The sequence below is a fragment of the Novosphingobium lindaniclasticum LE124 genome (assembly GCF_000445125.1).
Lineage (GTDB): Bacteria > Pseudomonadota > Alphaproteobacteria > Sphingomonadales > Sphingomonadaceae > Novosphingobium > Novosphingobium lindaniclasticum.
This window is the reverse complement of sequence record NZ_ATHL01000153.1, coordinates 1-24,975: the sequence shown is the minus strand read 5'-3', so window position 1 is coordinate 24,975 and position 24,975 is coordinate 1. Positions and strand designations below refer to the sequence as shown.

Here is a 24,975-nt window from a genome sequence, read left to right as displayed (position 1 = left end):
TGCATCGATGGGAACAGGAGGAAGGGCGGGCTCGGCGCCAGTTCCCTGCCCGGAAGCATCAGAAGACGATCTGGGCACGCGCCGTCAGCGTATCGCCGCTGTCGCCCGACGCACCGGCATCGGCTTGGTGGTCGAGATCCCAGTGGATGTAGTTCGCGCCGAACCGCAGGAACGAGGTGGGATACCAGTTCACCCCCAGCGTGGCGGCCGTGCCGCGATCGCGCGGCAGAACGGTCTCATAGGCAAGCTCCTCGTAGCGAGCCACCAGTTCGACCGCCCCTGGGCCGCCGCCGTCGATCGGGCGAAGCACCGCAGGGTGGACGAAGATGCCATAGCGGCTGTCGTATTCCGGCTTCTCTCCCGTCAGGAACATTCCGCCGGTCACGCTCCAGGCACGGGCCGTCACATCGGCCGCATCGGCGACATGGATCCGGCGGCGCCCGCCCTCGGCCATGAACCAGGCCGATCTGCGGCCGAAACCAAGCTCACCGCCATAGCCGGCGCTGCCGGTGGCGCCCACGATCGGCGCCGTGGTGACCCGCAGCACCGTGTTGAGGCGTCCGCCGATAGGACTGGCCCGGCTTGCATCGCTGACATTCAGCGCGAACTTCTCGGTGAAGCCCCAGGCCCCCAGATGCACGAAGCCATCGCGCATATGGACGGGATCCCAGTGCACCCGTCCCTGCTCGGCCCAGCTGTCGCGCACGGCGGTCTTGCCGTCGAGATCATCTCCCGTTGCTGAAAGAGAAGCGTGCCAATTGGGGCCAGAGACGATACCCAAGAGGCCCAGCCCGTAGAATCCTGATCTTGGCGCGATCGTCGTTCCCGTGGTGTTACGCTCCAGCAGCGGCACGCTGTCAGGCGAGCTGCCGCCCTCGACGCCGCGATCGAGGAATACATTGCCTGCCCGAATTTCATAACGAACGGGTCGGTTGGGCGAACTGTGCCAACCTATGAAGGCACTCAGCACGTTCACGTTGACTTGAGAAAAATCGACTTCAAACGTGTAGTTAAAATCGCGCGCCACGGTCCCGTCGGCCCCGAGGCGCAAAGTGCGTGCGCCCGTCGCAAGGTAGTTACGATCGGGATGGTTCGAGCCGGAAGTGTTGCTGGCGTCCAACAGCACACGGCCGCGCGGGTGGAACGTGAAACGACCGTCGGGGCTTGAAAACACCGGGGCGGCCGCGGTGCCCCAATGCACTTCCGCCGGGCCGCTCGTCGTCGAAACCCGCTCGGCATCCGCGACTTGCCGGGACGGTGCCTCAGGGTGCCCGAGCGAGGCAGGCGGCTCTGTCTTCGCGACGGGGGCCGGCGCAACCGGGGATGCCCCGGCCACGCCCTCCTTGGCCTCCAGCGCGCTTAGCCTTTGCTTCAGGTCGGCGATTTCTTGAGCCTGCTGTCGTACCAACTCGGCGAGCGACGAACCGTCGCCCGCCTGCGCCATCGCACGTATCGGCGCGAGCAGGCAGAGGACACTCGTGAGCGCCAGACTGCGGCTGAAGCGACGGCTATGCTGGGACATCTCTCTCACCGGTTCAGGGTGTAATTGGCCGGAACCCAGGAGAAGCCCGTCGCCGATGTCTTGCGGATATGGCCGATCCCCGGAAACGAGATGTGGGCGCCGGCGATCCACCAGCCCTCGCGGGCGGCGCGCTCGAAGATGGCCTTGCGGGTCGCGACCGCCAGCTTCGGCTTCCAGTCGTAGAGCAGCGCGACGTTCGGGTCCGGAAGCTGGACCGGCTCGATATGCACTGTATCGCCCCAGAACAGCATGCTCTGGCCGGCGTCCTGGAGCAGATAGAACGTATGCCCCGGCGTATGGCCAGGTCCGGCTATCGGGGTGAGGCCGGGGAGCAGCGGCGCATCGCCGTCGAACGTCTCGAAGCGGCCGGCGGCGATATACGGCCGGACCACGTTCTGGTCGGCGGCGAAGAACGGACGGAGAAGGTCTCCGACCTGCGACTGGTTGGCATTGTTCAGCCAGAAATCGGCATCGCGCTTCGAAACATGGACGACCGCGTTCGGGAAGACCACCGCACCGTCGTAGATGAGCCCCCCGGCATGATCCTCATGGAGGTGCGTGATGAAGATATCCCGGACCTCGGCCGGATCGTAGCCCGCCTGGCGAATGGCCGCAGTCAGGCCGCCGCCGGCCGGGCCATAGAGGTTACCCGCACCCGTATCGATGAGGATCAACCGCTCTCCCGTGTTCACGAGGAAGGCGTTGATCATGCCTTCGAACGGCGAGGCGAGGAATCGCGCCTTGAGCTTGTCCTCGACTTCGGTCGGCCCGGCGTTGAGCGCAAGCCGCCCGGCCTGGAACGGATGTGTCCCGTCGAGGAGCGCGGTGACCTCGAAACGCCCGACATGCATGCGGTAGAAGCCGGGTGCCTGACCGGTATGCATCTTCGGCGCAGACGCCTTGAGCGGCGCCTCGCCAGGGGCCTGCGCGGCAAGCGGAGCGCTGGCAAGAAGACCGAGGGCCGTGAGAAGATAAGCGAATTTCATGGGATTTCCTATTGGGGAGGCTGGCGCGAAGCCGGTGCTTTGTGGAGGCGGCGCCAGGTGCGCGGGAGGGTGCGGCTTGGCGATTCGTGCAACGCCTCGGCCGAAACGATCGTGTTCGCCCGGGCGCGTCCGGCGCCGGACATGGAAGCGTGCCTTTTCAGTTGAACGTCGACAGCACCTTTCAATCCGCTCAGCCGCCCCCATCTGGGTGGCGAGCAGACATCCGAGGCAATTGCGACATGACCAGACCGACACATCGCTTCGCCCTTGGCGATACCGTGCAATGGAACTCGGAAGCCGGCATGGTCGGCGGAACGATCGTCGCGATCCACGAGGAGGATTTCCTCTTCAAGGGATACCGCCACCATGCCAGTGCGCGTGATCCGCAGTACGAAATCAGGAGCCTCAAGACGGACCACATCGCCGCCCACAAGGGCTCGGCACTGGCTCTGATGCCGTCCGCCTGAGCAGGACGGCCCCGCCCAGGCGAACCGGCGATCAGAGGCCTGCCCGCGAGCGGCCGAGGACTTGCGGATTGACGATGTGGAAGGGGCGCTCGCCGCGCAGGACGCGAGCAACTTCGCCCGGCGCGCCGGCCTGAAGATCCGCGAAAGCCTCGACCGAATACCACGCCGCATGGGGGTTGATCAGGACATTGTCGCGGCCCCGCAGGGGATGGTCCGGGGGCAGCGGTTCGGGGACGCAGGTGTCGAGAGCGGCGCCCGCGATGCCTTTCGCGTCGAGAACTCGAACGAGCGCATCCTGGTCGATCACACCGCCCCGCGAGCAGTTAACGAGAATGGCATCGGACCGCATCCTGCCGAGCAACGTGTCGTCGAACATGCCTTTGGTCTGCAGCGTCAGCGGCGTGTGCAGCGACACGAAGTTCGATGCCGCGAGAAGCTCGTCCAGTTCGGTCTTCCGGCCCGGAACGTCGAATTGCCCCTCCTTGACGAACGGATCGTGCCAGAGGATCGTCATGCCGAAGGCGGCCATGCGGCTCGCCACGCGGCGCGCGATATTGCCGAAGCCCACGAGACCGAGCGTCGTCTTGGAAAGGCGGCGCACCGGCGCAGCCTCCATGACGTCCCATCGCCCCGCACGTACCGATCGGTCGAGCAAGTCGACCTTGCGTGCCGATGCGAGCAGCATCGCGGCCGTATGATCCGCGACTTCCTCGACGCAGTAGGTCGGGTTGTTGGTGACGATGATGCCGGCCTCGGTCGCCGCTTCGAGGTCGATCGTGTCGACGCCGATACCGTAACGCGCGATGATCCTGCACTTGTTCATTCGGGCCATGCCGCGGGCCGTGATCGGCCCGGCGTAGGTATTGAGCAAGGCATCGCAGTCCGCCGCCGCGTCCAGGAACTCGTCCTCCGACGTGGTCTTGAGCGGGACGAGTTCGACGTCAGGGCCCAGGATCGAACGCTCGACGTCCACGCTTTCCCAGACGTAATCGGATATGACGACTTTGACGGTCATTTGTTTCTCCAGCGCTGTCTCGAGGAATTCAACCGTGCCAGGCGTGAATGCGCTGGCGCTGCTCGCCAAGACCGTCGATGCCGAGACGGAGCTCATCGCCCTGCTTGAGGAAGACGGGCGGATCGAAGCCGAGGCCCACGCCTGCGGGCGTTCCCGTGGCGATGATGTCGCCGGCTTCGAGGGCATAGAACTGCGAGACATAACTGACGATCCGACGCACACCGAAGACGAGATTACGGGTATTGCCGTCCTGACGGCGGATGCCATTGACTTCTAGCCAGATGCCCAGCTCTTCGGCCTCTCCGATCTCGTCGCGCGTGACCAGCCACGGGCCCACGGGTGCGAAACCGGGGAAGCTCTTGCCCTTGGTCCACTGCCCTCCGCGCTCCATCTGGTACGAGCGCTCGGAGAGGTCGTTGACCACGCAGTAACCCGCGACATGGTTCAGCGCGGCGTCCTCGGTGATGTAGAGCCCGCCGGTGCCGATGACGATGCCGAGTTCCACCTCCCAGTCGCCCTTCTCCGCGCCGCGCGGAAGATGGACCACGTCGTTGGCGCCGGTCGTGCGGCAGCCCTTCATGAAGATCGTCGGTTCGGTCGGAAGCGGAAGGCCTACTTCCGCTGCATGATCGGTATAGTTGAGGCCGATGCAGATGATCTTGCCGGTATCCGCCACCGGAGCGCCGTAGCGCTGGCCTTCCGCGATTTCCGGGAGCGCGGACAGGTCCAACGCGGCAAGACGCGCGATTGCGGCATCCGAAAGCAGCGCTCCCGTCAAATCGGGGATCTCGCCGGAAAGGTCGCGCAGCTTGCCCTGGTTGTCGACCAGGGCCGGGCGTTCGGCGCCGGGGGCGCCGATGCGGGCAAGTTTCATACTCTTCTCCTTGAAAGTAGTGATCGGCCGGAGCGGCGACCGGGATCTTCAGCCCGCCCAGAAGAGGCCGCTCATTGCGGATCGCCGTGGAAGCGGACTTGCGCGATATGACACGCGCGCTCTAGGGACACTACGGCCTGAGATGGACAGGCCGGCCAAACGAAAAGCGTTATAATGGATCTCGGCGGAATAGCAGTCTTTGTGGAAGCCCTGAAATCGGGCAGTCTTGCCAAGGCGGCAGGACGCCTCGGCCTCACCGCCATGTCCGCGACGCGCGCGCTTGCCGCCCTGGAAAAGGAACTCGGCGTCCGTCTCGTCCACCGCACCACTCGTTCGCTCTCCTCCACGGCCGAGGGCGACCTGTTCCTGCCGCACGCCCGTGCCATGCTGGAAGCGCGCGACAATGGCCTGGAAGCGATCCGGCCACGCGGAACCGGCGTTTCGGGTCTGCTGCGCATCACGGCCTCCGCGGCCTTCGGTCGCAAGGTCGTGGCGCCGATGATACCCGGCTTCATGGACGACAATCCGGACCTCCAGGTCGACCTGATGTTCACCGACGAGCAAGTCGATATCGTCGCGCGCGGAATCGACGTCGCCATCCGGATCGCCAAGCTGCGCGACAATCGGCTCGTCGCCCGCAAGCTCGCCGACAACCCGCGCCGGCTCTGCGCCTCGCCCGCCTATATCGCCCGTCATGGTGCGCCGACGACGCTTGCCGAACTCGATCACCATGCCTGCCTGGTGGCGAGCGGAACCTCGCACTGGACGTTCCAGAAAGGCAGCAGATCGGTGCAACACAGGATCTCCGGGCGATTGACGGCCAATTCGATCGAAGCGCTCCACGCGTCGTGCATGGCGGGACAGGGCATCGCCAACCTTTCCAGCTGGGATGTCGACGAAGAGATCCGGGCGGGACGATTGGCCGAACTGGTCCTGACCGACGCGGCGCCCGAAGCCCTTGCGATATGGGCCGTCTTTCCCAGCTCGCGGCAGATCCCGGCGAAGGCCCGCGCCTTTATCGCGGCACTGCGGACCGTCCTCAACGAGCGGCTGGCAGGCCTGGTCGAACCCGGCGAGGACGTGTCGCCCAAAGCTCTGCCGCAAGGCTGATCCGGCGGACCTGACGCGCGAGCGGCGGCACCCGCGAGAGCACGCGGATGCCGCCGATCCCGGTCGAGACCGGCCGCGCGTCCCGCTCACGACGGCGTGCGACGGCACGCTTCGTAGAGGAACCAGCCGCGACGTTCGGTCTCGTCGATCCAGTTTTCGAGCAGGCTGGCGGTAGCCACGTCGGAATATTCGTCGCACAGTTCGTGTACCCGGCGCATCTCGGCGACTACCAGCTTGTTGTCGCCGTGGAGTTCGGCCAGCATGTCCTGCGGATCGACGTAGTCGGCGTTGTTGTCCAGAATGCGCTGGCGCTTGGCGATGTCCGAGATGGAGCGGATCGTCGTGCCGCCGAGCTTGCGGGCGCGTTCCGCGATCGGATCGGTCATCGCATAGATCTGGTCGCCCTGCTCGTCGAGCAGCAGGTGATAGTCGCGGAAGTTCGGCCCGCTCATGTGCCAGTGGAAGTTCTTGGTCTTGAGATAGAGCGCGAAGATATCGGCGAGAAGTCCGGCGAGCCCTGCCGAGATATCGCGGGTGGCGTCTTCGCCAAGGTCGGTCGGCGTCCCGAGGAAGCGCTCGGAAAAGGGTACGGTCTTCGACATCGCAATATCTCCTGGATCGAACGGCGAACTGCGCCGCCAGCACCGGGAATGTGCGCGGATGTGCCGCCGCCGAATAGCCAGACAAAGGTTTGCGCCGCCCCATACCCTGAGGCGCGCCGTCATCAACCCGCAGCGATCGCGATGACGCGTTCATAAGGCCTCCAAGGCCGATGAAGCCCTCTCTTCTGCGCCTGAGCCGTGTTTTTTGAACAATCGGGCGCGGCCGCGAAAGGCCATACCGAATGTCGGGAGCCGGGGCCCGTCCCGGCAAACGCCCATCCGATACGACGAAGCCTGCTCCCCGCCACCAGTTCATGAGCCCAGCGCTTCCGAAGAACCCGATGACGGGATCGCGGACAGCCCCGCAACTTCTTTCGGCAATGGTCTATGCGCCCGCCCAGGAAGCGCGGGATACATTGGTATGGCCTGGAGAATACATCAAGATGGTGGCCCGATCACCAAGGCCGCGCCATGCTACGGCACAATCCAACTGCACATGCCCGCCGCTCTCTTGCCTGGAAGCGCGATCGAAGCCCGAGCGGCAGAGTGAACTCCACGTCACCAATTGCAAAGAGGCACGCTCCCATGACTGCAATGGCTCCCGGTATCGGGCCGAGAATGTCTCCCGTCAGCGACGCCGAACTGCTCACGCAGCTTCGCCAGATCGTTGGCGCAAACGAGGTCCTCACCTCGCCGTCCGCCACCCGCCGCTACCGCAAGGGCATTCGCTTTGGCGAGGGCCCTGCCCTGGCCGTGCTGCGCCCGGGGAGCCTCGTGGAAATGTGGCGATCACTCAACGTGTGCAGCAAGGCAAGGAAAATCGTCATCGTCCAGGCCGCCAACACCGGCCTCACCGGTGGCTCGACCCCGGATGGCGACGCTTACGATCGCGAGATCGTGATCATCAGCACGCTGCGCCTGGCGAAGATCCACTTGATCAAGGACGGAAGCCAGGTCGTGTGCCTGCCGGGCGCCACGCTCTACCAACTCGAAGACGCTTTGAAGCCCCTGGGCCGCGAGCCTCATTCGGTGATCGGATCCTCGTGCGTCGGCGCTTCGGTCTTCGGAGGCGTCTGCAACAATTCAGGCGGCGCGCTGATCCACCGTGGCCCGGCTTTCACGCAGATGACCCTCTACGCACGGATTGACGAGAGCGGCAACGTGGACCTCGTCAACCACCTGGGGATCAAGCTCGGCGATGACCCGGAGTCTATTCTCAGGGCCGTGGAAGCTGGCGGATTTGCGGCGGGCGACATCATCGACGATCCGGATCGCCACTGTTCGGACCACGACTACCAGACCTACGTCCGAGACATCGATGCGGACACGCCCGCGCGCTTCAATGCCGATCCCAAAAGGTTGTTCGAATCCGCAGGCAGCGCCGGCAAGGTCATGCTCCTCGCGGTACGCCTCGACACCTTTCCAAAGAACAAGAACGTGGTCGACTTCTACATCGGCACCAACGATCCCGACGAACTCACGCAAATCCGCCGCGACATCCTGGCGAACTTCAAAAACCTGCCGGTCCAGGGTGAATACCTGCACCGCGATGCGTTCACCATTGCCGAGAAGTACGGCAAAGACACCTTCCTCGCGATCCAGTACTTGGGCACCGACCGAATTCCGGCCATGTTTGCCCTGAAGGGGCGCTTCGACGCTTTCTGCGCCAAATTCCCGTTCCTTCCCGAAGATCTGTCCGACAAGCTCATGCAGTTCGGCGCCAGCCTGTTTCCGAAACATCTGCCGAAGCGGCTCTACGCATACCATGAGCAGTACGAACACCACCTGATCCTGAAAATGTCGGGGGAAGGCGTGCAGGAAGTGCGCGATTACTTCGCCAAGATGTTCCCATCACGGACCGGTGCCTACTTCGAATGCTCGAAGGAGGAGGGCGACAAGGCTTTCCTTCACCGCTTTGCAGCGGCGGGCGCGGCAATCCGCTATCGTGCGATCCACCGCAAGGAGGTGCAGGATATCGTCGCGCTCGACATCGCGCTGCCCCGCAGCGAGCGCGACTGGTTCGAACGGCTGCCCGACGAGATTACCGGCAAGCTCGTTCACAAGATCTATTACGGGCACTTCTTCTGCCAGGTCTTCCACCAGGACTACATCGTCAAGCGCGGCTTCGACACGACCGAGGTTGAGCACGCCATGTGGAAGATCCTCGATACGCGAGGCGCAGAGTATCCCGCCGAACACAATGTCGGGCATCTCTACCACGCCAAGCCGGCGCTCGTCGATCATTACCGGACTCTCGACCCCACCAACAGCTTCAATCCCGGGATCGGCCAGACCTCCAAGTGCGCCCACTGGCGCTAACCCGATCGGTCGAAGGCAACCCTTCGTCCCGGCGCCGGTTCCGAGATTGCGACCTCTCCTCCAAGCCCGGAAGGACACGGGAGCCGGCGCCAAACACCTTCAACTCGTCAAAAGCTTACGAGGTATCCCATGTTCAAGAACGTAGCCGAGCAATTTGCCGCGACCCTCGAGGCCGCCGGCGTGAAACGGATCTATGGTGTCGTCGGCGACAGCCTCAATGGGCTGACGGACGCCATCCGGGCCCGCGGCAAGATCGAATGGATCCATGTCCGTCACGAGGAAGTCGGCGCCTTTGCCGCGAGCGCCGAGGCCCATCTCACCGGAAGCCTGGCGGTCTGCGCCGGCAGTTGCGGGCCGGGCAACCTGCACCTCATCAACGGCCTGTTCGACTGCCACCGTTCGCGCGTGCCGGTCCTTGCCATCGCCGCGCATATTCCCTCGCCCGAGATCGGTTCCGGCTATTTCCAGGAGACCCACCCCCAGGATCTCTTCAAGGAATGCAGCCATTACTGCGAACTGGTTTCGGACCCGGCGCAGATGCCGCGTAGCCTGGAGATCGGAATCCGCACCGCGATCGGCGAGCGCGGCGTCTCCGTCATCGTCATTCCAGGCGATATCGCGCTCCAGCCGGTCGCGAACCCGGTCGAACCCAAGCCGCTCGGACTGCTCCCCAAGCAGCCTGCCGTCATCCCGCATCCCGGTGAACTCGACGCCCTTGCCGAGATGCTCAATGGCAAGGGCCGCGTCACGATCCTGTGCGGATCGGGCTGCGAGGGTGCTCACGCCGAAGTGCTCGAACTAGCCTATCGTCTCAAGGCTCCGATCGTCCACGCCCTCAAGGGCAAGGAGTTCGTCGAGTACGACAACCCCTACGACGTCGGCATGACCGGCCTCATCGGCTTCGCCTCGGGCTACTTTGCGATGATCGATACCGATCTGCTGCTCATGCTGGGCACCGATTTCCCCTACCGCCAATTCTATCCCAAGGGTGCCGGGGTCAAGACCGTGCAAGTCGATATCCGACCCGGCCAACTTGGCCGGCGTGCCTCGCTCGACCTTGGTGTCGTGGGTGACATACGCTCGACGATCGAGGCGCTGCTGCCCAAGCTTACACTGAACGAAGACAGCGAACACCTGAGCAAGGCCGTCGAGCACTACCGGCGCACGCGCAAGGAACTCGACGAACTGGCCGTTCCCACCGGCAAGGACAAGACCATCCATCCCCAGCAGGTCGCGAAGGCAATCAGTGACCTCGCCGCCGACGACGCCGTGTTCACCTTCGACGTCGGACTGCCGACTGTCTGGGCGGCGCGCTATCTCAAGATGAACGGCCGGCGCCGGATGATCGGATCGCTCTGGCATGGCTCGATGGCGAACGCCATGCCGATGGCCCTTGGCGCACAGGCCGCTTATCCCGACCGTCAGATCATCTCCCTATCGGGCGACGGCGGCTTCACGATGCTGATGGGCGACCTTCTCACCTTCAAGCAGCAGAACCTGCCGGCGAAGATCATCGTCTTCAACAATGGCGCGCTCGGCTTCATCGAAGTCGAGCAGAAATCGACCGGCTTCCTGCCGTTCGGGACCGACCTCGAGAACCCCAACTTCGCCGCCATGGCCGAAGCCGTCGGCATCAAGGGAATCCGCATCGAGGATCCCGCGGAAGTCGAAGCGGGCATCAAGGAGGCCTTCGAGCACGATGGCCCCGTTCTCGTCGACGCCGTCGTCGCCCGCACCGAGCTGCCGATCCCGCCCGCGATCAATGCGCAGATGGCCAAGGGCTTCACGCTCTACATGCTGCGCGCGGTCATGAACGGGCGGATGAGCGAGATCGTCGATCTGGCCCGCACCAACCTCTGGCGCTGACGGGAGAAGGGTTCGATGGAGATCACACCGCTTCTTCTCGCCCGGCTGCAGTTTGCATTTACTGTATCCTTCCACATCATCTTCCCGGCCTTCACGATCGGTCTCGCCGCATGGCTGACCTGCCTGGAAGTGCTGCGGGGTGTCGACGGGAAGACCGCTCTATCGGACCCTCTTCGATTTTCGGCTCAAGATATTCGGGTTTGCTTGTGCTGAAGGCCGGCGCCATCGTGCTGTCACGCAAGTCGGTGCCGACGGCGGCGTGCCTGCGCCAAGCCTCGCGCTCGGCGCATTGGCCTCGACTGTCCTTGTCGCCATCGCCAAACCCGGTTCGGTGCCGACGACCCCGCTGCCGTTGCCCTGATAGGAGCCGCAGAATTTCTTTCCATATCCATGGATATGCCCAGCACCGCGATCCTGCTCGCGGTCGAACTTACAGACACCGGCCCAGACCTCATCGATCCGATCGTCGTCGGGGTATTCGGCGCCTGTCTCGTCAAGCGGGGCCTGTGGCGCCCCCGAACCAACTCTGCTGCACGGGGCTTCGACCCTAGCCGGCACTGATCCTCCTGCGAACCGCAGGGAACAGCTGATGGAACGCGTCTCACCAACGCGGCCGCCAATGAACTAGTGATGCACGTCGCGCGCTCACGAACAGATAAGACTTTAGGGCGACAGCTAGGACGGCTGGGCGGCCGGGAGCTTGACCAGGAGAAGCGAGCCGGTCACATCCGTGCGAGAGATGCTGATGTTGCCGCCGTGAAGCTCGACGGCGGACCTGCATATCGCCAGCCCAAGGCCCAGACCCATCCGATTGGCCGTCAGGAACGACGCGAAGGCCCCGCGTCTCGCGACCTCGGTAAATCCGGCACCGTTGTCTTCCACCTCAAGGCAGATATTCTGCCCATCAAAGGTTGTCCGCACAGTGACGCAGGGATCCGGCTGTTCTTTTTGCCGTGCCGCTTGCGCCGCGTTTCGGGCAAGATTGACGAGAACTTGCTGAAGCAGTGCCCGGTCGCCCATGATTTTCACCCCCTCGGCACCCTGACTCACGGAAACCCTGACGCGCGGCCCATCCGCCTCACCCTCGATGAACTGCAGAGCATCGGTCACGATTTCGTCGAAAACGAACTCATCGGGATCGGCAGTGGGAACACCGATCGCCTTGCGCATCTGGCGAACGACGTTAGTCGCCCTGTCGATCGCGCATTCCATGTTTCCAATCGTTTGCCGGCAAGCCGATAGATCCGGCGGAACTTGGTTGAGGTTTCGCTTCGCAGCGCGAAGAAAGCCGCTGATGGCCGAGAGTGGTTGACCCATCTCGTGGGCGATCGCTGCTCCCACTTCCGCGAGACTGGCGGATCGCAGTGCATCGGAGAGTTCCCGACGCGTCCGTTGAAGCGCGGTTTCCAATTGACGATGTAAACGAACGTCCATGATGCTTATCGTCACACGTGAGAAGTCTCCGCCAACCGGCACGTTCAAAGCTATCAAGACGGGAATACGTTCTTGAGAGGGCGTCACAAGCTCTGCCTCGGCGGAGAAAGCCGCCTCGCCGTGGGCCATGGCAACCAGAAGAGCTATGAAAACCTCTTCATCCGGACATAAGTCGGCCAATGAACGGAACCGCACTTCTGCAGACATTCCGCTCAGCCGCCTCGCCGTATCGTTCGCATTCGTGATGGGGACGGATTGCTTCAAGTGAAGCGCCGATCCCGGGCGAGAGGCAAAATGGCAACGAAGGTCATGAATGCCCTGTTGGCTCAATTCGTCGATCCTGCGCTTAACGCCCGTAAGATCGATCTCGATGACCGCGACGGCAAGATCTTCGAAAAGCCGGCGATATCCTATCTCGGACAATCGGCGACCACTCGCACGCGCCATGTGACCGATCACTGCAGCGGTTGCCGACAGGGTAAGAACCGCAACACCGACACTATACGCATTCGCAAGGGAGAAACTGGCGTCACCGATCCCGGTGAGACGCAGCAGCGTGCCGCAAACACTGAAGAGCGTCAAACCCCAGATGCAGCACTCGCTGGCCCCTGTGAGACCCGCCGCGATCAGCGCGAGCACGTAAAGCGGCGCAAGCTCGATATCCGGCGGGGTGAGCAGATCGGCGACAGTGACGCAGACGATGATCGCCAAAGCCGATAGGAAACCCAACAGGCGGGCTGGATTTTGCCGCAGCGCCTGTACCAGACCGCTCATCGCGGCAACCAGGCGCGGCGTAGCCCACAAAACATTCCAAACATCGACAGCACCCTGCCCCGCAATACACAGTGGATCCGAGCATTCGGCGAGCCTTACCAAACGCAGCTTTACGCCTCATTCAAAGCATCCGGGACATCGGAGCAAGTTTCGATTGGTTCACCCCTCCCTATACCAACGTTTTGGGTAGATCCTTGATGCGTTGGACTATCCCTGCGAAGTGATCCGGTAGATCATCGCCATCGTATGACTTACGACAATTGCCCCCGGCGTTTATTTTTGCGGACACGGCGGATTTTCCGACCTGACGGACGGGACTCAACCGTAACGAAATCGGAACGCAGCGACCTTTCCCGGCCCTTGGGCGTCCTCCCTCCAGTGAGCGGTTCATAGACAAGTGATGTTGGAAGCCATTCTTTCGCAATACGGAGCGGCCGCCGTTTTCCTTGGCTCCGGCGCAGAAGGCGAAACAAGCGCGATTATCGGGGGCATTCTGGCGCAGCAGGGCAGCATCCCGCTCTTCCAGTCGGTCGCGGCGGCAATCTGCGGATCCTTCGTGGCGGATCAGCTGCTCTTCGTGCTTGGTCGTCGTCTCAAGCACAGCCCCGCGATGGTCCGCTGGACCGCGAAGCCTGCGTTCGCCAAAGTGTTGTCCACTTTCGAACGTCACCCGACCGGCTTCGTCTTTGCGTTTCGTTTCCTTTATGGTGTGCGAACGATCAGCCCTGTGGTGTTGGGGACCACCAACCTTCCGACAGGGGTGTTCATGCGGTTGAACGGCGTCGCGGCTATCGTATGGGGGACCACTTTCTCTCTGGCCGGCTATCTTTTCGGATCGGCAATCGCAAGTTACTTTGGTGAAGTTGCATCCATCGCGAAAATTGCCGCAACGCTTGCCGCGATCGCTTTTGCTCTCCTGTGCCTTCGCACGATCGCCAAAATCTGCTCGCGAAAGGGTCGGCCTGCGAATGATGAGGCGGCCCGGGATCCCCTGCACTAAGCGGCGGCATCCTCGACGCCTGGGCCCCGTGGATGCATTGAGTCACCTGGAAGACGATCGGGCCGACCGCTCGGCCGTGGGAGTTCGCGGGCCGATGCGGCGGGAACAAATTACCGTTGCGACGGTCGCATGATCGCGATGTCCGGTCGGGTGACCAGATACCGAAGGATAGGGCCGCCGGCGAAAAGCCACACGATCGTATGCATTCCCAAGCAAGGCGCTTCGTTCCATCATTCCGATGGGCATCAAACGAACACAGGGTCGCACTACGAACCTGTCCGGCAAACGGGATATTGGTCGCAAGGCTATGTCAGGAGACTCGGCATCGATCAGCCCAGCATCCAGCGGCTATCAGTTCCGGCCCGAAGAACGGCCCGCCTTTCCCGGCGCGCCCTACTCACCCCGCCACAGTCCCGCCGCCCGCATCTTGTACGGTATGGCCGCATTCGTGATGGCGATGGCAAGCGGGCTCGGTAACGGTCTTCTCACGGTCAACGTCACCAATATGGCCGGGTACATCGGCGTTTACACCTACGAAGTCTTCCTGCTGGTAGCCGTCTATGTTGCTTTCAACGCCACGGCGAATTTGCTGCTGGTGAAAGCCCGTGTGCAGTTCGGCATCATCCCGTGCATGCATGTCCTGCTTGGCGGCGTGATCGCTGCGCAAGTCCTGCAGATCGCCATCCCCTCCTTCGGGCTTACCGTCCTGGCACGCGCGATGTCGGGCATCGCCGCAGGAGGTCTTACCACCCTGACGCTTCACAACCTCTTTCAGGCGATACCGCTGCGACACCGTCCAGCCGCGATCGTGATAGGCTTCACTCTCCCCCAGCTTGCCGTACCGGTCGCGCGCCTCATCCCGCTCGATGCCATCGCTCCGGGGGAATGGCAGGGTTTGCACCTTATAGAGCTGGCCCTCGCGCTCGCTGCCTGGGCGATCATCAATCTCGTGCCGCTCCCGCCAACCGAGCGGCAGAAAGCATTCGAACCGCTCGATGCGCTCACCGTCAGCCTTGCCGTTCCGGGCATGATGCTCCTGTGCATCGTGCTCGCCGAAGGGCGGTTTTTCTGGTGGAGCGATACGCCCTGGATCGGATGGGCGCTGACGGCGGCCCTCCCGCTCCTTTGGGCCGTGCTGCAGATCGAGGATCGTAGAAAGCGCCCTCTGCTTCAGGTTCATTGGTATGCCAATCGGGATATCTTCATTTTCGCGCTCATCGGGGTAGTGTTCCGAATTGCACTGACCGAGCAAACCTACGCGGCCGTGGGCCTGCTTTCCCTTGGCGGCCTCACGAGCGATCAGTTGCACCCGCTGTTCGCGATGGTCCTGATCGCGATGATTGCCGGCGTCGCCGTCACCGCCGTCGTGGCCCGTCCCCACCGGCTCTTTCCGATGTCGATCGCCGCAGCGCTGCTCATCGCCGCAGGCTCCTGGATCGACAGCAACGCCACGACACAGACGCGCCCGCAGCAGCTTTTCCTCAGCCAGTCGCTCCTCGGCTTCGGCTCGATCCTGTTTCTGGGCACCGCGATCCAGTATGGTCTCAGCCGGGTCATCGAACGTGGGCCGCCTTACCTGGTCAGCTTCGTCGTCCTGTTCAGCACTACGCAGAACCTCGGCGGCCTCGCCGGATCGGCACTGCTAGGCACCATCCAGATGAGACGTACTCGCTTTCACGCCGAAAGGCTGGCGGAGAACATCGCCATGGGCCACGGCGAACTCGACGCTCGGCTCGCCCAATCCGCAAATCTGTACCACGACATTCTGATCGATCCGGTTCAGCAAACCGCTCAGGGCAACGCCGTCTTCGGCAACGCACTCCAGCTTCAGGCCAACATCCTGGCATTCAACGACACCTTCAGAGTCGTCACCTGGATCGCACTAGCCGCTGCGATCTTTCTTTCGGCCCTGATCGTCAGCAAGAAGTTCTTTCCCATGAAGCCGAGCACCCACGAGGCGCGAGCATGAGCCACCCCTCAGCCGCAATACAGTCCCCGGCTGTCCTAGCCCCGCCGTCGGATGTCTGGCAGGCGCCGCGCTCCAACCCCATCACGACCGCCATTCTGACGGCCGTGCTGATAGCCTCAGTCGGTATCATCCTGCGTGTCTGGGGCCTCGGTCCCTTTGCGGACCCTTCGGTTCGGAGCGACGATGCGCTGGTACGCGGCCGGACCGTCATCGTCTCGCCCCAAGTCAGCGGCTATGTCCGCAAGGTGCCTGTGAAGGATTACGATACGGTGAGACGCGGCCAGCTCCTCGCCCTGATCGACGATGACATCTACCGGGCGAAAGTCCTGCAGGCTCAGGCGAACCTCGATGTCCAGCTCTCCGCCCTCGCAAACAGCGAGCAACAGCAGCAATCGCGACGCGCGAGCATTGCCGGCCAGACCGCTCGCATGGCAAGCGCAAGTGCCCAGCTCGTCAAGGCCAAAGCCGACATGGCGCGTGCGCTCGATCTCGCCGCCGATGGGTCCATCTCCATGCGAGAGCGCGATCAGACTGCGGCCGCCCTTGCCACCGCCGAAGGAGTCTTGCGCGAAACGTTCTCGGGTGGCGAGATCGCACGGCAGGATCTTAAGACGGTCCTGGTGGGACGTTCCGGTCTCAAGGCGCAGGTCGAAATGGCGAGGGCGGAGCTGCGCCTCGCCGAGATCGATCTGCTCCATACTGTGATACGGGCCCCCGAAACTGGTCAACTTGGCGAAGTCCGCGTTCGGGAGGGTGCCTATGTCACGAACGGGACGTCGCTGATGGAGGTTGTGCCACCCCTGCGTTATATCATCGCCCAGTACAAGGAAGCCCTGACGTATCGAATGGCCATAGGCCAACGGGTCACTTTCACGGTCGATGCCCTGGGAGGGCACCGAATGACCGGCAGGGTGTCCGGGATCGCTCCGGCTACGGGTTGGGAATTTGCCGTGCTCAAGCCCGACAACGCCACGGGTAACTTCGTCAAAATCCCTCAGCGCATCGGCGTGATGGTGCAGATCGACAAGAACCAGCCTCTGGCCGAGAGACTTCGCCCCGGAATGTCCGTTGAAACCCGGATCGAGGTTGCGAAATGAAGCCTATCCGCCGGTTCTGCCTTGCTTCGATAGGTCTCCTCTCCGCATGTGCATCGCCGACTTACCGGCCGCGTATTGCGCCACCACCCGTGCCTCAAGGCTGGATAGCGACGGCCGAAAGCGCTCCCGGCGATACTGGCGGACTGGATGTCGTAAAGGATCGTTGGTGGCGGGGCTTTGGTGACCCTGCTTTGGATGCCGCAGTCGACCGGGCCCTTGCGAACAACGTCGATCTCAAGATCGCCGCGTCTCGGATAATGCAGGCCCGCGCCGAGCTTGCGGCTGAGCGATCTTTGCAAAGGCCATGGATCACGGCCTCAAGCAAGGCTGCGCGGGACCGCGGTTTGAACGCTTTCGGTGAGCCAGTCGATCAGACTGACGCCCGTGCGGACATCGGCATTTCCTATGAGGTCGACCTGTTCGGCCGGTTGAAGGCGGGGACCGAAGCTGCGCGGTCGACTGCCCTAGCAAGCGAAGCAAGCCGCGATACGGTCCGCCTCGGCCTGATCGCAACGACCGTCCAGAGCTATCTGACGCTGCTTGCCCTGGATGCCAAGCGGCGCATTGCCGCCGACACGGAGGGGACCCGCCGCGAAGAGCTTGCGAGGATCTTGCGGCGGACGAACGCCGGATATGCAGGGCGCCTCGATCTCGAGCAGGCGAAGATCGAACTGGCCTCCGCCAGCCAGCTCGTCGCCGAGATCGACCGCGACATCGAGATCAATGAGAGATCGTTGAACATCCTCGAAGGATCGAATCCCGCTCCCGTTGAACGAAAAGCCGATCTCTATGCACTGCACCTCGCCCCCGCGCCCACGGCGCTACCCAGCGAGATCGTGCGTAAGCGACCCGACATTGCCGCTGCAGAGCTGAGGCTGGCCGCCGCAAGTTTCAGGCTGACAGCGGCCAGGGACGCATTCCTGCCCAAACTCCAGCTCACTCCCACGGGTGGCGGTATCGTCTCCACACTTCTTTCAAGCCCCGTTACCCTGTTCAGCCTGGGAGGGTCGGTGCTGACCCCCTTGTTCGAGGGCGGACAACTCCGGGCGCGCGAGGACCTTGCCGGTGCTCAGGTGGAGGAAGCAGCCCTCGCGTACCGGCTCGCCGTCATGACCGCTTTCGGAGAAGTAGAGAAAGCGCTTAGCGGCTTGCGACTCGATCGCGACGACCTTCTCCTTGCCCGGTCTCGCGAGGCGGCTGCGACGCAGGCATTCCAGACCGCTCAACGGCGATATCTGAGCGGCTATTCCTCCTACATCGACCAGTTGGACGCCCAGCGCGGCCTCCTACAGGCACAGCTGGTGACCATCGATGCGACAGCGCAACAGTTCCAGGATCTCGTCGCTCTCTACCAGGCCCTCGGCGGCGGATGGGACGCAAAAGTCCAGGCTGTGCCATCTGGTCGAGATTAAAGTATTTTCCGGACCTCGACACTCTCGGGTCATCCTGGCCGCAAGGTTCTCAGCGAAATCAAAACGGCCACGCGGCGTGCTTGAAAAACGGAACTGGAGGGCGCACCGCCCGGCAGGTGCGAACGGCATCCCCACCGTCCGTCGAGCGCGAAAAACTCAAATGTAGCGAGGGATCGGCCCCCATTGGGGCGTCTGATCGGGAAGGTCGACCTCGATGTCGTCGATATAGCACCAACCCCAACCTTCCGGCGGATCGTATCCCTCGATGATCGGGTGCCCGGACGAATGGAAATGGGCCCGGGCATGCCGATGCGGGGAATCGTCGCAGCAGCCCACGTGGCCGCAGGACCGGCAGATCCGCAAGTGGACCCAGGGGCTTCCGATCCTGAGGCATTCCTCGCAGCCTCGTGCACTGGGCGTTACATCATGGATCGTCGAACTGTGGGAGCAGGCGTTCATCGCGTTTCCTTCTCGCTCTTGGCGAACATGGCATGAATCTGGGCAACGACGGCGGCGCCTTCGCCCACCGCCGATGCCACGCGTTTGGTGGAGCCAGCGCGGATGTCTCCGATCGCGAAAACACCTTCCATCTCGGTCTCCAGAGGGCGGTTCCGGCTACCCGTGCACACGAACCCATGGCTGTCCCGTGCGACCTCGGCAGGCAGCCAGCCGGAGTTCGGGTCTGCCCCGATGAACAGGAACAAGTGGCGCAAGGAGCGGTGATGAACCGTTCCGTCGGCGTTCCGGCGGATGTCGATCCCGGTAAGGTTGTCGTATTCGTCGCCCTCCAGGCCGACCACATCGGCGCCGACGTGAATTTCGACGTTCGGCAGCGCCGCGATCCGATCGACGAGATACTTCGACATCGTTTCCGAGAGCTTCCGGCGAACGATCAGGTGGAGCCGCCGAACCTGCGGAGCGAGGTAGACCACCGCTTGCCCGGCCGAGTTTCCGCCGCCGACCAGCGCCACGTCCTCGCCGCTGCAGAGCTTGGCCTCGATGGGCGAGACCCAGTAGAAGACACCAGCGCCTTCGAAGCGCTGAAGCCCCTCGACCGGCAGCCGGCGATAGGTCGCCCCGGACGCGAGAACCACCGCGCGGGATCGCACCCGGCCGCCGCCGGACAACGAGAGTTCCAGCGCTCCATCCTTGCGCTCGAGCCGCTCGGCCACGACCGGGACGGCGACCTGAGCGCCGAACTTGATGGCCTGGTTGAAGGCCCGCGCGGCGAGCGCATGCCCCGAGATCCCGGTCGGAAATCCCAGGTAGTTCTCGATCCGCGCCGAGGCTCCAGCCTGGCCGCCTACCACGCGCCCATCGAACACGACGACGGACAGTCCTTCCGAGGCGGCATAGACGGCTGCCGCGAGCCCGGCAGGACCGGCCCCCACGACAGCAACGTCGTAAAGCGCATCGGGATCGATCGCAGTGGTCAAACCCAGGCATCCCGCCAGTTCCTCTTCCGAAGGCGCCTTCAGGATCGGGCCGGTGGGGCAAACGACCAGCGGGTACTGCGATGGTGTAACTCCAAGGCGTTCCACCATCGCCTTGCCTTCCTCATCCTGACCGACGTCCAGGAAAAGGAAGGGGCTGCCGCTTCGGCGAAGGAACTCCTCCAAGCGAAGCACGGCGGCACTGCCGGGAATCCCGATGATGATCGTCCCGGCGCCGCCCGCCTCGATCAGGCCGACGCGGCGCAGGATCAGTGCCCTCATGACCTTCTCGCCGAGGTCGGCCGAGCCGATCATCAACGCCCGCAGATGCGCGGCGTCGATGGGCAAAGCGACGCAGCCCTCGCTCCCGGCGATGCCGCCAGCGATCGAGGGGCGGCCGGCCAGCTGGTTGATTTCGCCTGTGAACTGGCCGGGACCATGCGTCGTTATCGGAGCTTCCCTGTTCAGCCCATCGCGGCGCTGTACCTCTATCGAGCCTTCGAGAACCAGCCAGGCGGAGGCATGATGATCGCCGATCGCGTAAACCACCTCGCCCGGCGTGAACCGGCGTTCAGGGCCGCTGGCAAAGCGCCGCGCCAGGCCGATTTCGGCAGCGGAAAGTACCGGGTATATTTGGTGCTCTCGGGTTTCTGCAATGCTCATCGTCTTATTCCTGACTGCAGTAGCGATATCGGTCTCGAGGATGGGGAAGGTCATCCCGACACGGGCATTATGCAGTTATGACACAGGATCGACTATCCATACGCTGGTGTGGATTCGGCAGGCAAAATACTACCCGTCCGTATGGTGGCGAGGGGACCGGCAAGGTGCGACAGATGAGGCCATAAGCACCGACTCATCGGAACGCAGCCATATAAAGGATCGCGAGATGCCCTCCTCGCAGTACAATCGGCATGACAACACGACCGCCAGACCCTCTTTCCAGGGTTACGGGGCCGAAATGGTTACGGAAAGCAATCACCGTATCGCGAATAATCTGCAGTTGCTGATCGCCATGATATCGGCTGAAAAAAAGGAGATCGACGATCCGGCGGCGCGCCAGGTGCTCGATCGCACGCTTGGCAGGATCGGAGCGATATCCGGCGTGCACCGGGAACTCACGGCGCCGCGTCCGGAAGGGATGGTCGATGCGGAAAGCTATTTGCGGCGCATGGGCCATCACCTGGCGGAAAGTTGCTGCGATCCTGCGAGAGGACGCCGGCTGGCCATTCACGCCGAACCGATCCAGGTCCCTGCCCGAACGGCGGCGGCCCTTGGGCTGGTCGTATCGGAATGCGTCCTCAACGCGTTCAAATATGCCTATCCCGGCACGGGAGGGGGCGAGGTCCGCATCGATCTTCGGCGCGCCGGCCCGCATGCACTGCGCCTTGCCGTGGAAGACGACGGCGTCGGACGCGCCGTGCACCCGTCTCGCGTGGGCTTCGGCACGCGCCTCATCGAGATGATGGCCCAGCGCATCGGCGCGGCCCTGATCTGGGAACAGACGTTTCCCGGCACGCGATGCGTACTGGCCGCTCCGCTCTGAGAACTTGGAAGAGCCTCGCGCATCAGTGCCAAGTCTAACTCATGACTTCTCCTGAGCTTACCGCGCTCCATGTCGTTTCCAACCTGCGTCGCCTATCAAACTTGCTGCTATCATACTGGCGTTGGAGGCTTCTCCAAAAAGGTATAGTTTGCAAAGCAGTCCCGGTTGATGCCGAGGGACGATCCTAAACCATCATTTGTCTGCCGTTGTCGTGCCGGATCAGGGATACGTCCGATCTCAGGTTCATGCATCTGGCAACAGGAGATAATCGATGCTCAAGACGTCCGGGACCGCATTCGCTGCGGCTTCGACGATCGCGCTGGTCGCCATGCCGGCGATCGCCAAATCGAAAGACCACATCACCCGACAGGAGAACCAACTGCTTGCCGCAGGTTTCGAGGCCAGACCAGCAAATACGCCGGAGCGGCAAACCATGCTGGCGAGCCTGCCGAAGGAGAAATTCTTCCGCCGCGTGAATGGGGACAACGTCGCCTACCTCTATGCCGACCCGGTACACTGCAACTGCCTCTACGTCGGAACCCAGCAAGCCTATGGCACCTACCGGGCTACGATGCAGCAGGCACAGATTGCGCGGGACCAGCTGAACGCCGCAGATGCCTATCAGGATTCGAACTGGAACTGGGGCCCCTGGGGACCTTGGGATGGTCCATGGGCCGGTTTCGGGTTCTGGCCCAACCGAGGCTGGTAAAAGCTCTTCATCGAAGCCGCTAGCATCGCTGGCGGCTTCTCTCCTTAGTGTCGGCTCGAACCATCATATGGTGCTTCTCTCGCCGCTGCTCCGGACGAGCGCCTGATGCACACGAGCTTCTGGTGTCTGAACAGCTGTCTCGTGCTGATGATCGTCACCAGCCTACTCCCGATCGGTCTCCTCCAATTTCAAGCCAGCGTCGAAACCGGAATGTGGTAAGCGCGAAGCGCGGACTTATTGCAGCAACCGATCTTCCGGACGCTTCGCTGGGTTCGCACGTTCGGCGACGTGGTCCTGACAGCGGGTGTCATCGCGCTTGGATGGCAGATCGTGGTTCTTGGGCTCTTGCGCTTCGTCAGGACGGAACCCGCTCAACCGCTTGGCGAAGATGGTCGGTGGCTGAAGTCCGTCTGACCATTTGAACGATACCATAAGACGCAGCTACGAAAACACACGGACGTTATCGAACAAGGCTCGTATGCTTGTCCCCCACATTCGTATGGACCGTCCAGATATAGTGCCTGTGTATCGTCACCAGCCGGCCAACCTCTCGCCGGAGCTAGGGCGTAAACTCGTGCGATCGGCGTGCACGCGATCGCAGGACAGGAACATTCTACCCGTTGGACCATTCGGAGAGGCGCGGACTTCCGCCGCCCAAGCGGGGGAATAGATGATCGGGTCTGCTACCGTGCGAGCAGGTCTGATCCGTTAAGCCGATGCCTCGGAGATGAAAATGGTGGATGAACCCGCGCAAGCGGCTCATTTTGGCTGGTACAAGAGCTCGGACGACCTCGACGTCGAAGAAGTGACGCTCGTCGACGGTTCTGCGCTGAAACGCGCGGTCGGCGCCGCCGCTCTCGGCAACGCGATGGAATGGTTCGATTTCGGGGTCTACGGCTATATCGCCGTCACATTGGGGAAAGTCTTCTTCCCGTCCGATGACCCATCCTTGCAGCTCATAGCCACTCTCGCGACGTTTACCGCTGCGTTCCTGGTTCGCCCGCTTGGCGGTCTGGTCTTCGGTCCACTGGGCGATCGCTTTGGCCGCCACAAAGTGCTGGCCTATACGATGATCATGATGGCAGCAGGCACATTCGCGATCGGCATCATCCCTTCCTACGCCCAGATCGGGGTCGCTGCGCCCATCCTGCTGCTGATCGCGCGCCTGGTGCAGGGCTTTTCCACCGGCGGCGAATATGGCGGCGCCGCAACCTTCATCGCGGAGTATTCGCCCGACATCCGGCGCGGAATGATGGGCAGCTGGCTCGAATTCGGAACCTTGGGCGGCTATATCGCCGGTGCCGGAACGGTAACGATGCTGCAGCTGTCGCTCAGCGCCGACGACATGCTTTCATGGGGCTGGCGCCTGCCGTTCCTGATTGCAGGCCCGCTTGGATTGCTCGGCCTCTACATGCGCATGAAACTGGAAGAGACACCGGCTTTCCAAGCCTATACGGAAGCTGCGGATGCCCGCGAAGCGACACGGCCGGGTCTGCCGGTCCTCATCCAGCATCAGTGGCGACAACTGGTGAAGTGCATCGGATTGGTTCTGGCCTGGAACGTGACCAGCTACATGCTGCTGACCTATATGCCCAATTACCTGACCGTGACCTTGAACTATGGCGAGAGCAAAGGCCTTCTGCTGCTTATCGTCGTGATGCTGGTCATGATGCCGCTGGTCGTCATCAGTGGCCGGGTAAGCGACCGCCTCGGACGCAAACCCATGATCCTTGGCGTGTGTGCGGCGCTGTTCCTCTTGTCCATTCCCGCCATCATGCTGATCGGCATGGCGAACGACCTGCTGATCTTCGCCGGCCTGATGGTCCTGGGTATCATCCTGGCAGGGTTTGCAGGCTCGATGCCGTCCACTTTGCCCGCCCTTTTCTACACACCCATGCGATACAGCGGCCTGTCCATCGCGTTCAACATCTCTGTATCCCTGTTCGGCGGGACCACGCCGCTGCTGACGGCCTGGTTGATAGAAAAGACCGGAGACGACCTCCTGCCAGCGTACTACATGATGGGCGCTGCAGTTATCGGGTTCATCACCATGCTGACCGTACGCGAGACGGCGCAATTGCCGCTTCGCGGGTCGCCGCCCGCCGTGGAAACCGAGGCGGATGCCGTGGCCCTGGTGGAAGGCGATGTGCCTGTTACCGTGGACGAAAACCTGCCCACCTTCCGCGAATGAACGGAGGGTTCTATCCAGGCAAACCCCGAGCGATCATTCGCCTGTTACATTTAGCCCCTGTCGCACGCTTGTCGAGGTAAGAGCCTGAGCAATCGCCTGTGTCGCGCAGCGTTCGTCATTGGCCGCTCCGCCCGATCCCGCGACGCCGATACCTCCGATCACGTCACCGTCGACCAGCAGCGGCATCCCCCCGCCGAGCAGCAGCAACGTAACCGTCCGATTGGGACCGCCTGCCTGATGGCGCGATAATCTCTTAAGAGACGGTCATAGCGACGTCGCTAACGACGTCTCTTGATCGGGGATTGCGATGAGGGTGGAGATACTGGGTCAGGAACGTCGGCGCCGGTGGACGGATCAGCAGCGGCTGGAGATCATTGGTGCCGTTGGCGTGAATGGCGCTACACTGACAGAGGTGGCGCAGCGCCACGATGTAACCCGACAACAGATTTATACTTGGCGGTATGATTTGAAGAAGCGCGGGCTCTTGGGAGCCGCCCCCGAGGCTGTCTTTCTCCCCCTGGACTTGCCTGCCGTTCGAGCCCCTGAAGTTGCTTACAACCCTGGTCCGGGCGCGACGTCCATGGTTGAGCTGCGCCTGACGAAAGGCCGGACTTTGCGCTTTGGAAGCGACATCGAGGTCATCTCCCTG

Annotated in this window: 23 protein-coding genes; 14 read left to right on the top strand and 9 right to left on the bottom strand. The window is 62.8% G+C overall.

From position 1 onward, the window contains the following. Positions 1-58: 58 nt before the first annotated feature. A complete protein-coding gene (locus L284_RS45730) occupies positions 59-1,522 on the bottom strand; it encodes an OprO/OprP family phosphate-selective porin (RefSeq protein ID WP_021236147.1) in 1,464 nt (487 codons plus the stop codon). A 5-nt stretch (positions 1,523-1,527) separates the two neighbouring features. Continuing rightward, positions 1,528-2,508 carry an MBL fold metallo-hydrolase gene (locus L284_RS45725; RefSeq protein WP_021236146.1) on the bottom strand — a complete coding sequence of 327 codons (981 nt, stop codon included), beginning with the start codon at positions 2,506-2,508 and terminating at the stop codon, positions 1,528-1,530. Positions 2,509-2,747: 239 nt separating this feature from the next. Here L284_RS45725 and L284_RS45720 point away from each other — a divergent pair, with 239 nt between their 5' ends. Next, complete coding sequence (locus tag L284_RS45720; protein ID WP_021236145.1) at positions 2,748-2,975, top strand: hypervirulence associated TUDOR domain-containing protein; 228 nt, start codon at positions 2,748-2,750, stop codon at positions 2,973-2,975. Between the two features lie 31 nt (positions 2,976-3,006). Here the strand turns inward: L284_RS45720 and L284_RS45715 are convergent, their stop codons facing one another. Together L284_RS45715 and L284_RS45710 are read right to left on the bottom strand one after the other, a co-directional pair. After that, positions 3,007-3,990, bottom strand: a complete 984-nt coding sequence (locus tag L284_RS45715; RefSeq protein ID WP_021236144.1) for a C-terminal binding protein — start codon at positions 3,988-3,990, stop codon at positions 3,007-3,009. 28 nt (positions 3,991-4,018) lie between these two features. After that, entirely contained in the window at positions 4,019-4,864 is an 846-nt protein-coding gene (locus L284_RS45710; protein ID WP_021236143.1) for a fumarylacetoacetate hydrolase family protein, read from the bottom strand. A 201-nt stretch (positions 4,865-5,065) separates the two neighbouring features. Here L284_RS45710 and L284_RS45705 point away from each other — a divergent pair, with 201 nt between their 5' ends. Beyond that, positions 5,066-5,974, top strand: a complete 909-nt coding sequence (locus tag L284_RS45705; RefSeq protein WP_235054613.1) for a LysR family transcriptional regulator — start codon at positions 5,066-5,068, stop codon at positions 5,972-5,974. Positions 5,975-6,060: 86 nt separating this feature from the next. On the opposite strand, the gene L284_RS45700 is transcribed toward L284_RS45705, so the two are convergent. Then, positions 6,061-6,576 (bottom strand): Dps family protein, encoded by a 516-nt coding sequence (locus L284_RS45700; RefSeq protein ID WP_021236141.1) that lies wholly within the window; start codon positions 6,574-6,576, stop codon positions 6,061-6,063. 585 nt (positions 6,577-7,161) lie between these two features. On the opposite strand from L284_RS45700, the gene dld reads away from it, so the two are divergent. From dld to L284_RS49145, 4 genes are all read left to right on the top strand, one after another. After that, complete coding sequence (gene dld / locus L284_RS45695) at positions 7,162-8,895, top strand: D-lactate dehydrogenase (protein WP_081674216.1); 1,734 nt, start codon at positions 7,162-7,164, stop codon at positions 8,893-8,895. 129 nt (positions 8,896-9,024) lie between these two features. Continuing rightward, positions 9,025-10,761: a ubiquinone-dependent pyruvate dehydrogenase gene (gene poxB / locus L284_RS45690; RefSeq protein ID WP_021236139.1), complete on the top strand. Its 1,737-nt coding sequence runs from the start codon at positions 9,025-9,027 to the stop codon at positions 10,759-10,761. Between the two features lie 15 nt (positions 10,762-10,776). Continuing rightward, entirely contained in the window at positions 10,777-10,974 is a 198-nt protein-coding gene (locus L284_RS48910) for a cytochrome ubiquinol oxidase subunit I (RefSeq protein WP_031343242.1), read from the top strand. 75 nt (positions 10,975-11,049) lie between these two features. Further along, positions 11,050-11,322, top strand: a complete 273-nt coding sequence (locus L284_RS49145) for a chloride channel protein (protein ID WP_152524790.1) — start codon at positions 11,050-11,052, stop codon at positions 11,320-11,322. Between the two features lie 114 nt (positions 11,323-11,436). Here L284_RS49145 and L284_RS45685 read toward each other — a convergent pair whose 3' ends face one another. Further along, entirely contained in the window at positions 11,437-12,969 is a 1,533-nt protein-coding gene (locus tag L284_RS45685; RefSeq protein WP_021236137.1) for a sensor histidine kinase, read from the bottom strand. Between the two features lie 400 nt (positions 12,970-13,369). On the opposite strand from L284_RS45685, the gene L284_RS0125035 reads away from it, so the two are divergent. The 4 genes from L284_RS0125035 (at position 13,370) to L284_RS45670 (ending at position 18,447) form a co-directional block, all read left to right on the top strand. Beyond that, positions 13,370-13,969, top strand: coding sequence for a DedA family protein (locus L284_RS0125035; RefSeq protein ID WP_021236136.1), 600 nt, complete (start codon positions 13,370-13,372; stop codon positions 13,967-13,969). A gap of 448 nt (positions 13,970-14,417) precedes the next feature. Beyond that, on the top strand, positions 14,418-15,938 hold the full coding sequence (locus L284_RS45680; protein ID WP_200861693.1) for an MFS transporter: 1,521 nt from the start codon (positions 14,418-14,420) through the stop codon (positions 15,936-15,938). After that, positions 15,935-17,035 carry an HlyD family secretion protein gene (locus L284_RS45675; protein ID WP_021236134.1) on the top strand — a complete coding sequence of 367 codons (1,101 nt, stop codon included), beginning with the start codon at positions 15,935-15,937 and terminating at the stop codon, positions 17,033-17,035. Before L284_RS45680 ends, L284_RS45675 begins: the two co-directional genes overlap by 4 nt. Next, positions 17,032-18,447 (top strand): efflux transporter outer membrane subunit, encoded by a 1,416-nt coding sequence (locus L284_RS45670; RefSeq protein ID WP_081674214.1) that lies wholly within the window; start codon positions 17,032-17,034, stop codon positions 18,445-18,447. Before L284_RS45675 ends, L284_RS45670 begins: the two co-directional genes overlap by 4 nt. Positions 18,448-18,603: 156 nt before the next feature. Here L284_RS45670 and L284_RS0125030 read toward each other — a convergent pair whose 3' ends face one another. Together L284_RS0125030 and L284_RS45665 are read right to left on the bottom strand one after the other, a co-directional pair. Next, entirely contained in the window at positions 18,604-18,906 is a 303-nt protein-coding gene (locus L284_RS0125030; RefSeq protein WP_031343234.1) for a UBP-type zinc finger domain-containing protein, read from the bottom strand. Further along, positions 18,903-20,543: an FAD-dependent oxidoreductase gene (locus L284_RS45665; protein WP_031343233.1), complete on the bottom strand. Its 1,641-nt coding sequence runs from the start codon at positions 20,541-20,543 to the stop codon at positions 18,903-18,905. Before L284_RS45665 ends, L284_RS0125030 begins: the two co-directional genes overlap by 4 nt. Positions 20,544-20,769: 226 nt before the next feature. Between L284_RS45665 and L284_RS45660 the strand changes: the two genes are divergently transcribed. The 3 genes from L284_RS45660 to proP all read left to right on the top strand — a co-directional run bounded on the left by L284_RS45660 (position 20,770) and on the right by proP (position 24,326). Next, the gene (locus L284_RS45660) at positions 20,770-21,426 is read left to right on the top strand and encodes a sensor histidine kinase (RefSeq protein WP_160172161.1); all 657 of its coding nucleotides are present in this window, start codon (positions 20,770-20,772) and stop codon (positions 21,424-21,426) included. Between the two features lie 271 nt (positions 21,427-21,697). Further along, on the top strand, positions 21,698-22,135 hold the full coding sequence (locus L284_RS45655; RefSeq protein ID WP_021236129.1) for a hypothetical protein: 438 nt from the start codon (positions 21,698-21,700) through the stop codon (positions 22,133-22,135). Between the two features lie 733 nt (positions 22,136-22,868). Next, positions 22,869-24,326: a glycine betaine/L-proline transporter ProP gene (proP, locus tag L284_RS45645; protein ID WP_021236126.1), complete on the top strand. Its 1,458-nt coding sequence runs from the start codon at positions 22,869-22,871 to the stop codon at positions 24,324-24,326. Positions 24,327-24,359: 33 nt separating this feature from the next. Here proP and L284_RS47765 read toward each other — a convergent pair whose 3' ends face one another. Beyond that, entirely contained in the window at positions 24,360-24,533 is a 174-nt protein-coding gene (locus L284_RS47765; protein WP_235054611.1) for a heme-binding protein, read from the bottom strand. A gap of 106 nt (positions 24,534-24,639) precedes the next feature. On the opposite strand from L284_RS47765, the gene L284_RS45640 reads away from it, so the two are divergent. After that, on the top strand, positions 24,640-24,975 hold a 336-nt coding region (locus L284_RS45640; RefSeq protein ID WP_167663621.1), incomplete at its 3' end, for a transposase.